This window comes from Paenibacillus xylanivorans (assembly GCF_001280595.1).
In the GTDB taxonomy this organism is placed as follows: domain Bacteria; phylum Bacillota; class Bacilli; order Paenibacillales; family Paenibacillaceae; genus Paenibacillus; species Paenibacillus xylanivorans.
Genome location: NZ_LITU01000045.1, coordinates 112,188 through 124,486 on the forward strand (window position 1 = coordinate 112,188; position 12,299 = coordinate 124,486).

General features: G+C 45.8%; 8 protein-coding genes and 3 tRNA genes. All 11 read right to left on the reverse strand.

Translation table 11 applies throughout. From position 1 onward, the window contains the following. Positions 1-346: 346 nt before the first annotated feature. Positions 347-2,179, reverse strand: coding sequence for a glutamine--fructose-6-phosphate transaminase (isomerizing) (glmS, locus tag AMS66_RS07515; protein ID WP_053780205.1), 1,833 nt, complete (start codon positions 2,177-2,179; stop codon positions 347-349). 245 nt (positions 2,180-2,424) lie between these two features. Next, positions 2,425-2,598 carry a hypothetical protein gene (locus AMS66_RS33130; protein WP_201782151.1) on the reverse strand — a complete coding sequence of 58 codons (174 nt, stop codon included), beginning with the start codon at positions 2,596-2,598 and terminating at the stop codon, positions 2,425-2,427. A gap of 322 nt (positions 2,599-2,920) precedes the next feature. After that, a complete protein-coding gene (glmM, locus tag AMS66_RS07520; RefSeq protein ID WP_053780206.1) occupies positions 2,921-4,261 on the reverse strand; it encodes a phosphoglucosamine mutase in 1,341 nt (446 codons plus the stop codon). A 73-nt stretch (positions 4,262-4,334) separates the two neighbouring features. Continuing rightward, a complete protein-coding gene (locus tag AMS66_RS07525; RefSeq protein WP_053780207.1) occupies positions 4,335-5,816 on the reverse strand; it encodes a CdaR family protein in 1,482 nt (493 codons plus the stop codon). After that, the gene (gene cdaA / locus AMS66_RS07530; protein WP_024631513.1) at positions 5,809-6,648 is read right to left on the reverse strand and encodes a diadenylate cyclase CdaA; all 840 of its coding nucleotides are present in this window, start codon (positions 6,646-6,648) and stop codon (positions 5,809-5,811) included. The genes AMS66_RS07525 and cdaA overlap by 8 nt, the downstream gene beginning before the upstream one ends. A gap of 391 nt (positions 6,649-7,039) precedes the next feature. Next, positions 7,040-7,654 (reverse strand): zf-HC2 domain-containing protein, encoded by a 615-nt coding sequence (locus AMS66_RS07535; protein ID WP_053780208.1) that lies wholly within the window; start codon positions 7,652-7,654, stop codon positions 7,040-7,042. Between the two features lie 135 nt (positions 7,655-7,789). Beyond that, the gene (gene sigW / locus AMS66_RS07540; RefSeq protein WP_017692117.1) at positions 7,790-8,356 is read right to left on the reverse strand and encodes an RNA polymerase sigma factor SigW; all 567 of its coding nucleotides are present in this window, start codon (positions 8,354-8,356) and stop codon (positions 7,790-7,792) included. A 256-nt stretch (positions 8,357-8,612) separates the two neighbouring features. Next, positions 8,613-11,405: a phosphoenolpyruvate carboxylase gene (ppc, locus tag AMS66_RS07545; RefSeq protein ID WP_053780209.1), complete on the reverse strand. Its 2,793-nt coding sequence runs from the start codon at positions 11,403-11,405 to the stop codon at positions 8,613-8,615. A 572-nt stretch (positions 11,406-11,977) separates the two neighbouring features. Then, positions 11,978-12,048 (reverse strand) — tRNA-Gly (locus AMS66_RS07550). A 9-nt stretch (positions 12,049-12,057) separates the two neighbouring features. After that, positions 12,058-12,131, reverse strand: a tRNA-Pro gene (locus AMS66_RS07555). Between the two features lie 16 nt (positions 12,132-12,147). Then, positions 12,148-12,224: transfer RNA gene (locus tag AMS66_RS07560), tRNA-Arg, on the reverse strand. Positions 12,225-12,299: the final 75 nt, after the last annotated feature.

The following is a 12,299-nucleotide window of genomic DNA, read 5'->3' on the forward strand; positions in this document are numbered from 1 at the left end:
TATTGTATTTTATACCTAAATAAGTATAACACTGCGCAACAACAAATAGAAGAATTTCTCTCCATTTTCACCCCTACTTAAAACTCCGTAATATCGATTGCAAGAACAATACCAGATTTTGTGAACCTATGAACGCCCCACACCAGAGGCGATAATCAGTGTCCTCTGAGATACTCCAATGATACTGGTAAACTCAGTCTGATTTAACTTATGTAACTTCAGGATGCTTCTAATTCGTTCTCCATATAGTAGTCAAATTAATAACCTCCTTAAATTAAAGAAAAGCCCTGATGACATTTAATCATCAGGACTCCTTAATGTTATAAAGATACGAAAGTCATTTCCCTTACTCTACCGTTACACTTTTCGCCAGGTTACGTGGTTTATCCACATCGTGACCCAGTGCCAGAGAAGCGTAATATGCAAGCAATTGCAATGCTACAACAGACAGAGCCGGGCTAAGCAGTGGCAGCGTCTTAGGAATAGCAAACGCTTGGTCAACGGATTTCAGCAATGGTGCTACGTGCTCTTCGTACGTAATTGCCAGTACGTCTGCACCACGCGCTTTCACTTCTTTGATGTTGCTCACGGTTTTCTCCAAAACGTTCTCCTGTGTTGCCAGAGCAATGACAGGGATACCGTCCTCGATCAATGCGAGTGTACCATGTTTCAATTCACCCGCAGCATACGCTTCGGAGTGAATATAAGAGATCTCTTTCAGCTTCAACGAACCTTCTTGTGCTACTGCATAATCCAGACCACGGCCGATGAAGAAGAGATGTTCATGTTTTGAGATTTGTTCTGCATATCCTTTAATGGCTTCCGCTTGCTCCAGCATGGATTCCACTTGTTCAGGCAATGCTTGCATTGCTGCCAGCGTGTGAGCAATTTCTTCTGCTGTTTGTGTTCCACGAACTTGCGCAAGGTACAGACCCAGCAGGTTGAACGCGATCAATTGCGAAGTATACGCTTTGGTGGAGGCTACCGCAATTTCCGGTCCTGCCAGCGTTGCGATTACATCGTCTGCATCACGTGCAATGGAGCTGCCCACAACGTTAGTGATGGCGAGTACATGCGCACCATTCGACTGTGCTTCACGCAGTGCAGCAAGGGTATCTGCTGTCTCACCGGATTGGCTCACTACGATTACAAGTGTATCTTTGCTCACGATCGGGGAACGATAGCGGTACTCGGAAGCAACATCTGTTTCTACCGGAATACGCACCAATTGCTCAATTACAGTACGTCCAACCAGACCCGCATGGTACGCTGTACCACAAGCGATGATTTGAACGTTACGGATATTTTTAATTTGCTCTTCAGTCATTTTCAACTCAGGAAGTTGAACCTTTTTGGTTTCATTATCGATGCGACCCAGCATTGTATCACGATATGCTTTTGGTTGCTCATGAATTTCTTTCAGCATGAAGTGCTCGAATCCGCCTTTTTCTGCGGTTACAGCATCCCAATCGACACGAATCATTTCCCGAGAAATAAAGTTACCTTCAATCGTCATCAATTCGACAGCATCATGTGTCAATACAGCCATTTCACCATCATTCAGAATGTACACGTTACGTGTATGTTCCAGAATTGCCGGGATGTCGGAACCAATGAAGTTCTCGCCTTCACCAATACCAATAATCAATGGGCTTGCTTGACGCACAGCTACGAGTTTCTCAGGCTCATGCTCTGTCAATACACCCAGTGCGAATGCGCCACGCAACAACGTGATCACTTTTTGCACTGTTTTAACGATATCACCATTGTATTCACGTGCGATCAGGTGAGAAATAACCTCAGTATCTGTCTCAGAAGTGAACGTGTGACCTTGAGCCATCAATTCGTCCTTCAGATCCAGGTAGTTCTCAATAATACCGTTATGCACAACAGAGAACTTCTGGCTTCCATCCGTGTGTGGATGAGAGTTCTCATCAGATGGTTTACCATGAGTTGCCCAACGTGTGTGTCCAATTCCGGCATTACCTACCAGTGGTGCACCATCCAGCTTAGCCTCAAGGTTCGCAAGACGACCAAGAGCTTTCGTGATTTGCAGACCTTCTGGTGTGAATACCGCGATACCTGCAGAATCATAACCACGATACTCGAGTTTTTTCAATCCTTCGACCAATACCGATTGAGTGTTCTTATTACCAATATATCCAACAATACCGCACATAGTTTATTTCCTCCGATTGTATATGAATACTGTGTCACGAAGAGAAACAGGCTGGCACGGCATATCAGAAAAATGAAAATGATTGCCTAACGTATCATGAATACTTTTCAACTATTCAATTATCAATGATCAGAGCAGCCTCTTGCCGCTCCGCAGTCATAAGCTGTTATTAGATGCAATCATGAATGTACATCATTTTCCCGTCCGCGCACTGTTCACGCTCTTCGCGCACATTCATTTGAATTTTAGTTGATTCTTGCACCTACCGGCACGTTGTGTGGACAGTCACCCATCCATTTTCCGCAATCCGGTTTACGGCTCTGGTGCATCACCGGGAGGTCCCCGCCGAACAATCCGAACACCTCCACCTCGTCAGCTTGATTGCCGTCGATCCTGCTCAGTAGTCTCTTATGCTTCAAGATTCGTACCGATCAAAATCCTTCCCGCGCAACTTCAAGCTCTGGCGCTTGTGTAACTAGTACCTTACGATCCTCACTTTCTGTGTCTGAATGACGACTCCACTCATTATATGCACGTCAGGTTCATTTTGCAATGGAGCAAAGTACCTGTGACAATTACGGCATATTTACCCACAATCCCGACCCGATAAACAGACCCATGGTCTCACTAGGCCGGGACGTAGGGATATGGGTTTATATGGAACAAACCCTGTTAGATTAAGCCTTATGTGACAGTGATTCCCTTGAAGCAACTGTGTCTGTAAGACCTATCGATCAGGTCCTATACCAGTTCTTTTTGCACTACATCTGCAATTTGAGACACGAATTGTTCAAGTTCATTCTTATCTGGTCCTTCCGCCATAACACGGATCAGGGATTCAGTCCCGGAAGCACGAACAAGTACGCGTCCATTATCGCCCAGCTGTTGCTCTACTGTAGCAATCGCTTGCTCTATGGCAGAATTGCCCTCGTATTTGCTCTTATCTTCAACACGCACGTTCACCAATACTTGTGGGTACTGGGTCATCAGCGCCTTAAGATCACTCAGCTTTTTACCGGAAGCTTTCAAGGTATCCACGAGCTGAATCGCTGTCAGCATGCCATCGCCTGTTGTATTGTAATCCAGGAAAATAACATGACCGGACTGCTCTCCACCGAGGTTGTAACCCCCACGGCGCATTTCTTCCATCACATAACGGTCACCTACGGCAGTCTTCGCTGTTTTCAGTGCCAGTTTCTCCGTTGCTTTGTAGAATCCGATGTTACTCATTACGGTAGATACCACGGTACTGTCTTTCAGCTTGCCTGCACGATTCATCGCATCACCACAGATGCACAGAATAAAGTCACCATCAACCTCAGCACCTGTCTCATCAATAGCAATCAGACGATCCGCATCCCCGTCAAAAGCAAGACCCAGATCGGCTTTATGTTTCAGCACCTCTTGTTTCAAATTCTCCGGGTGAGTTGATCCGCATTGCTCATTGATATTCAGGCCGTTAGGCTCAGCGCCAATAGCAATGACTTCTGCACCAAGTTCTCTGAACAATTTGGGTGCCAGCTCATAAGCTGCTCCATTAGCGCAGTCCAGAACAATTTTGAGTCCTGAGAACGACTCATTTACGGTTGTTTTCAGATAGTCCAAATAACGATAACGGGATTCTTCATCCACGGTCACGGTTCCCAAACCACCACCTACAGGACGCGGCAATTGATCCGTTTCTGCATCCATCAGTTCTTCGATCCGGTTCTCCGTCTCATCCGACAGTTTGAAGCCATCTCCGCCAAAAAATTTGATTCCGTTATCCTCAACCGGATTGTGGGAAGCCGAGATCATTACCCCTGCATCTGCCTTCAGCAGACGAGCAATATACGCCACTCCAGGAGTGGATACAACGCCCAGACGAATTACATCGGCGCCAATGGATAGCAGACCTGCAACCAGTGCGGATTCCAGCATCAGCCCCGAGATTCGGGTATCCATACCGATAACCACTTTTGGTCTTTCCACACCACCTGCAAGCACATAACCACCACAGCGTCCAATGCTGTAAGCCAGCTCCGCCGTTAATTCTTTATTGGCAACACCTCTTACACCGTCTGTACCAAAATATTTCCCCATGATCTAACTCCTTCTATTCGCATCATATAAGAGCATAAACGTTATTTTAAAATTCTAATCTGAACATTTTCTTTTACGGGTTGGAGCCACTATTACTGCTACCGCTGTTATTGGAGTTACCTCGATTGGTATTCCCCTGTTGGCTCTGCTCCTGATTGTCCGTATTCGATTCTGTTTCTTCTTCTCCAGGAGCAGTTTCGGTATCCCCGTTCTCGACTTCGGCTGGTGAAGGGTCAGGCCCCACCGTCCCTTCATCATTCGGATCCTCGCCTGGAGCAACAGTTGTATCATCAGCCTTTTCGCTAATCTTAACGGTAGCGCTCAGATCAACTGATGATTCATCCAGTTTCGCAAAACGAGGCAGGTCAGCCTCAAGCTTTATTTCATGCGTGCCTACCGCAAGTCCAGCAAGATCCGCAGTCAGCTTGATATCATCGCTACTTAAACCTTCAAGCATCGTTGAAGAACCTTTAAGCGTAATATTCAAGCCACTACTTTTGGGAGTAACCAGTGTCCCTTCCAGCCCGTTCCCGGCACCAGTAAGCGTAATGGGTACGTTCGGAAAGACCTTGGTCGTCTCCTGAAGCTCATCGTAAGGCGATACCGTCACCTTAAGCTGAATCGAACTAGGCTCGATTTTCTCAAAACCCGGAGGCGGCGTCAAGTCCACGTTAACTGTCGACGTTCCCGGCTCATCGAACTGTGTGAGATCAAGGGTTACTTGGTCGTAGGACTGTATACCTGCAAGTGCATCCTCTGTACCGTAAACCGAGACTTCTTTCACGCTTGGCTCAACCGTGGAGAGCACCATTCCCTCCGGCAGCTGTCCCGAATATTTGATTCTTAAGGGTACAGTTGTATAGGGCTGTCTGACCGGAATACGGACTTCAACGGTTTCTGGTGTAACAATCGCATTTTCAATGACCTTGCCTTCGGCATCATATGCCTGAAGCTTCACTTTTTTCTGCGTCACGTCATCCTTCGCATCTTTCACGCTCACACTGCCCTGAACCTTCGCTACGGCGTCAAGCTGCCCTTCAGGCAGAGTTACCTTAACTGGGCCTGAAGGTTCAACAACGGGCGTTCCAGCACTGTATCCTGCGGATGGTTCTCCTTCGGATACAATATTCACATCAAAGGATTTAGTACCCAATTTTTCCACGTTGACCGTAACCATAGAAGGCTCCATGCTGACTACTTCAACCCCGGAAGGCAGATCGGGTACTAAAGGTAACGTATTGGACCCATCCTTCACCTGACTAAGATCCACTAGCACTTTATAATCATCATTCGTAAAAATCGAAGTTAACATCGAGCGCTGCCCTTTAATCTCCAGGCGGACTTCATCCGTACTTAATGAAGTAAGTACGTAGGAGTTGCTGTCGAGCCCATAGGGCTGAACAGGCACGGTACGCTCCACAACCTTATTGGTCGTCCCGGTTGAAATCGTTGGCGTAGTTGGTACTTCATCCAGATGTATCATGAACCAGAGCAACAAACTCACCGCGAGGGCAAGAATTTTAGCAAAATTGTTATTGTTAAACCATTTATCCATTTTTACGTCCCCCCTTCCGTTTCCAGAAGGTAGTCCAGCCATTCTTTTTACTCAGATTGGATGTTGGACGCAGTTCTTCGTACAGTTTGGCAATCAGCGATTCTTCCTTGATATCCCGGACGACCTGTCCATTCATCGCCAGCGACACTTGTCCCGTCTCCTCCGAAACAACCAGACAGATCGCATCTGCCACCTCGGTAATCCCGATTGCTGCACGGTGACGTGTTCCCAACTCTTTGCTGATAAACGGATTCTCAGACAAAGGCAAGTAACAGGCTGCCGCCGAAATCTGTTTGCCCTGTATAATGACGGCTCCATCATGGAGTGGTGTATTCGGAATAAAGATGTTAATCATCAGCTCCGAGCTGACCAGTGATTGCATCTGGATCCCGGATTCCGTGTAATCGTTCAGGCCTGTTTCCCGTTCGAATACAACCAATGCACCAATTTTTCGCCGTGACAAATAATTGACGGATTTAATGATCTCACCAATTAACACCGTTAATTCTTCATCACTTGCCGCTGCCGAGCGTCCAAACAGCTTGCCACGACCCAATTGCTCCAGACCACGGCGCAGTTCCGGCTGAAAGATAATAAAGACCGCAACGACACCAAACGTAAACATCTGGTTCATCAGCCATTTGAGCGTGTAGAGATTTAGCCACGTACTTAGTGCCCAGATCACCACAAGGAACAGTATACCTTTTAGCAGTTGAACCGCACGTGTGCCTCGCACAAGCAAAATCAGTTTGTACATAATATAGGTAACGATCAATATATCGATAACGTCCTTAATGGACTCTTTCCACGTTAAGTCAGCAAAATAGTTCATAAGCCAGCCCCCGCTATCCCCATTGATGAGTAAACCCTGATCTCATATTAACCCATTAGGATTTAAATAATCCTTTGTCTCGCATTTTGCATCATTCGATTCAGCTCGATCCCGGGCAAAAATATAAACGAATAGAATCATCTCGAATCTATATTTTGCTGATTGAAGGACGATCTTTGAACTTATGCAAATGCTTATCTATATGTAGTAGTATGTTCTCTTTAGTATCTAGGTTATAACGTTAGCGTTCAGGTTGCAAGTTACGGGAGTCACAAACTGCGCAGAAACAACACAAATCCCATAAATTACAAAGTCATAAGATAAAAAAAGAGTACCCCAGCAATCTGGAGGTACCCTGCTTGGTATATACCATTGAAGAAGTCACCCTATGTTAGCGGTAAGCCACTTCATTTACCATATTGGTTATTTTGTACCAGAACCAGTCCAGCGCCTGATCAATACTTTTCACCTGACCGGAAATATGCGCCGTTGAAGCCTGATACAGTTGTCCGTCGATGACCGTCAGATTGCCATTTACATCACCGTACACCTGGGCAGTTCCATTCTCTATCGTAAGATCGCCAGCAATGGACTTCCCCTCTGGAACAATAACCGTGTTTCCTTCAATCACGATCTGGTCCAGATTATTTCCCTTAACGACCATTTCGTTATTCTGATTCCAGAAATTCCAGGCGCTAAAGAGCATCACGACCAAAAAGAAGGCTGCCGCCGTCATCGCGGGATGTCCTTTGACCCATTTGAGCCATACTTGCTGTCTCTTGGGCTGGGGCAGAGCATTCATAATTCGATTGGTCAGCTCATCCGAGGCAGACGGTGAATAGTGTTTCATGGCAAAAAGTAGCATTTCCGTCTGTTCCAACTCTTTAAAGCGCATGCGACAATCCGGACAGGTCACAAGGTGACTTTTCAGTTCAACCTTCTGGGCCGGGGACAACGACTCATCCAAACATTCATGCATTAAAGAGACGGTCGAGTTGCAATCCATATGTGAGCCAATCCTTTCTTAGATCACTTAGTCCTTGCATCGCCAAAAAGCACGCATAAGACTTGCATACATTACATACGCATCCGTTTCGGATATGTTTCAAATAATTTCGCCCAAAATAAAGACGTTTCACATTTACAACTTATACTCCAGTTTTTTACGCAAAAAATCACGACCCCGATGAACGCGAGTCTTAATCGTTGTTACGGGCATACCTGTCACATCACTGATTTCCTGTAGCGACAAGTCCTGTAAATATCTCAAAATCATGACTGATTTATACTTGGCCGGCAAACTGTCAATCGCTTCACGAATAAGTGTCTGTGTTTCAGACAAAAGTGCTTCGCTCTCCGGTGTACGATCATCACTTGGAAGCATCGCATAACCGTCAGATCCTTCCTGATCATTCAGCTCTGCATCCAATGAGTAAGAAGGTTTCTTCCGCCGTAAGCGGTCAATACACAGATTGGTTGCAATCCGGTAAATCCAGGTTGAGAACTTCTGGTTCGGATCATACTTCTCCATATTGCGAAACACACGCAAAAACGTCTCCTGTACAACGTCTTCGGCTTCATGACGATTGTTCAGCATCCGGTATGCCAGATGAAACAGCTTGTCCTTGTATAATTCAACGATTTCTGCAAAGGCCCGCTGGTCACCCTTCAGTACCAGCTTAACGAGCCTGTTCTCCAAATTGTCCACCCTTATTCCCCCAGACATGCTGATGGGTCTTCCGCCTTCTGATACCCGTCCACACTTGTAATTCACCAATCAAATCGTAAATCAACTTTGGTCAAAAATCAAGACTGTGCCGGAAAATATCCGCCAAAAACAGTAAAAACGGGAACTCCCGAAGGAGTCCCGTTTTATCTCTCACTCAAGCTGAGGAAAGAATTAAGCTTTTTGCTATCTACATGGCTGGAAAATTCACTTCATTAATTCTTAAGCAGCTTAACAATCAGCCCGTATTCCGAAGTCCTGCAGCAATACCGTTAATCGTCAGCAACACTTCACGCAGCAACTCTGTATCATCCTCGCCACGTTCACGCATGTCTCTGAGCTCACTCAGAAGTTGGACCTGCATGTAGGACAAAGGATCGACATAAGGATTACGAAGTCGAATCGACTCTTGAATCACCGGTACATCATCCAGAATTTCGGCTTCTCCGGTAATTTTCAGAATCAGCTCTTTTGTGAGCTTGAATTCAGATTCGATCTGACCATAGATGCGATCACGTGCTTCCTTATTGGAAGTCATGGCTGAGTATTCCTTCGCAATGACCAGATCTGCTTTGGCAACAGCCATCTGCACCGTATCAATTAGTGTACGGAAGAATGGGAAGTTTTCATACATTTCTTTCAGGACAGTCAGATTTTCTTCCTTATCCTGATAGTAACTTTGCAGTCCCGTTCCTGCCGCATACCATGCGGGAAGCAGATAACGACTCTGGGTCCAAGCAAATACCCAAGGGATCGCTCTCAGATCCTCGAACTTATCGCTGTTTTTCCGTTTGGATGGGCGTGAACCAATATTTAGTTCCCCAACCTCAGGCAGCGGTGTCGATTCCTTGAAGAAGGTAAAGAAGTCTGGATCACGGAAAATGAGATCCTGGTATTTCGTTAGGGATACTTCAGAAATATCTTTGATGATGCTGTCCCACTGACGCTCTGACGCCGACTCTTGCGGCTCCAGACCGTTTAGAGCAGCTGTAATCAAAGCCGAAGTAGCTTGCTCAAGACTGCGGTATGCAATCCCCTGTAGGGAATAACGGGAAGAGATGACCTCACCCTGCTCTGTGATCTTGATGCCACCACCAATGGTGTGTGGTGGTTGGGCAAGAATACTGCGGTTGAGAGGCATGCCTCCACGTCCTAGCGCCCCACCCCGACCATGGAAGAACTTCAGCTTGACGCCGTGTTCATTACCAACAGCGGTAATCGCATTCATCGCCACACGCAACTCCCAGTTGGCTGTAACAACCCCGCCATCCTTGTTGCTGTCCGAGTAACCCAACATGATTTCATGCAGTTCATTCCGCCCGCTCACACTTGCACGGTATACCGGAAGGTTGAACAGCTTCTGCATAATTTCCGAAGCGGCATGAAGATCATCAATCGTTTCAAACAATGGAACTGCTTGAAGCGTAGATACCACTTCACCGTTATGTTCTTTGCGGAACAAACCTACTTCTTTGGCAAATACCATAACCTCAAGCAGATCACTTGCCCCTTGGGTCATACTAATCAGGTAACTTGTGATACAACCGGTCCCAAACTCGCTCTGTGCACGCTTGATCGTACGGAATACGTCCAGACACTCTTTGGTCCCCTCTGTGTATTGGTGATAAGGGGAAGTCAGCGGACGAGGGTCATCCAGCAAACGAGCCAGCAAATCGATTTTGCCATCCTCCGTTAGACGAGCATAATCTTCTACGATATTCATCTTGGCCAAAATCTCCGACATCGCATTTTCATGTTCTTTACTATGTTGACGCACATCCAAAGCAGCTGTATGGAATCCGAACAGCTCCACTTGACGGATCATTTTGCGAATAGTCGTATCGGCTACGTAATCGGCAAAGTGATGGCGCAGGCTGCGATCAATAATCATCAGATCATCCATCAGTCCTTGAGCGCTGTCATAGCGGTCTGGCTGCCCTACTTTATTTTCATCCAAAACATTATTCAGCTTGGCAATCATATAAGCCAATTTGATCCGGTACGGCTCTTTTTCATTCCGCCACATATCCACTTTTTTCAATGTCACACAACTACGGTCTTGCTCAATCGACTGCACCAGCTCATCCGATACATGGATGATGTTCGTGCTGAAGCTGAGATTCCCCATAAGTTCAATCATAATCCGTTGATACTCACGCAAAGCGAGCTTACGCTGCATCAACAGTGTCTGCCATGTTACATCTGAAGTTACCGAAGGATTTCCATCCCGGTCTCCACCGATCCAGGAACCGAACCGCAAATACGTCGGCACATGCCAGTCATGGTCAGGATAAAATTTATTCAGGCAGCGTTCAAGCTCCTGGTATACATCCGGTAGTACGTGGAACAACGTTTCATGAAAGTAATACATCCCGTTCCGTACTTCATCGAGCACAGTCGGTTTACGGTCACGAAGCTCATCCGTCTGCCATAGTGTTATGACTTCGTTCAGCAGCTTCTCCCGCAACTGTTCACGTTCACGCAACGTCAGCGTAGGATTATCAAGTGACATGACATCTTCGGATATCCGCTTGTGGATGTCCAGTATAACCCGGCGCATGGCTTCGGTTGGATGAGCTGTCATCACCAATTCCAGCGATAATTCGTCTAGAATATCCTCTACTTCCGTATGAGACAGTCCACGTTCCTTCAGATCCTGTACTGCTTTTTCAATCGATCCTGGCTGTACAGAATCCCCAGCAGAACGTTCATAATCCCGTTTACGCCGGATCCGATGGTTTTGTTCAGCAATATTAACTAATTGAAAATAAATCGCAAAAGCTCGAATCACCTGATGGCGATTTTCCGAGTCTAATTCCTGGATCATCGTTTTGAACTCTGCATAAAGTTCTGGCAAGAACTCTGCACGCAACGATTTGCTCGTTTCCCGAATCTTCTCAACGATATCTAGAAGCTCCGTGCCTCCTTGATGGACAAGAACTTCTCCGAGTATATTGCCCAGGAACCGCACGTCTCGCCGAAGCAGGTTGTTGGATTGGCTTTTGCTGGCGGTTACCATAGTTTCAGTCATGCTTATCCTCCCATCTGATCGTTCCATTCGTACACGTAAATTTGACACCTTCATAACATCATACAATAAAATGGTACGAAAATCTTTATTTTTCTACTAGCAAAAATGGGGATTAACCCTGATTTACAGCACAAAAACACGCTTTATTATTCATTTTCTTGTTCTGCTTCGATTAATGGTCAGATGCTGTAGCATGATACCTTTTTCACGTACTTTTCATCATTCGAATAACTCATACCTATTCTTAATTTTTCATAAATATACAGTTAGACTTAGAATGCTCATTGTACTTGAATGGATTCATATCTGCACTATTTCCATTGTTACAAACCAGACGAAACATAAAGAAACATGACCGGCAAAGCAAGCTTTTGTATACTTTATCACAGTGACGCAATAAATTAAAGAGTGTATTTATTATTTTTTGCTTCTTTAATAGAAATTAATAAGGATGTTTGAGGTATTCTTTCAATTATCAATCGATTGTGGCGAAATTGGGATTTTAATGAGGTATTGTCCTATAAATAAAAGAAAAGCCTCTGCAAGGGCAGAAGCTTTTCAATAAATCACGAAGCGGGTGATGGGAATCGAACCCACGCTATTAGCTTGGAAGGCTAAAGTTCTACCATTGAACTACACCCGCAAATAAAAATCGGGATGACACGATTTGAACATGCGACCCCCTGGTCCCAAACCAGGTGCTCTACCAAGCTGAGCTACATCCCGATACTTATGAAAATAATGGCGCGCCCTGAGAGATTCGAACTCCCGGCCTTTTGATTCGTAGTCAAACGCTCTATCCAGCTGAGCTAAGGGCGCATATAAAACTTTAAAAAGATTGGAGCGGACGATGGGAATCGAACCCACGACCCTCGCCTTGGCAAGGCGATGCTC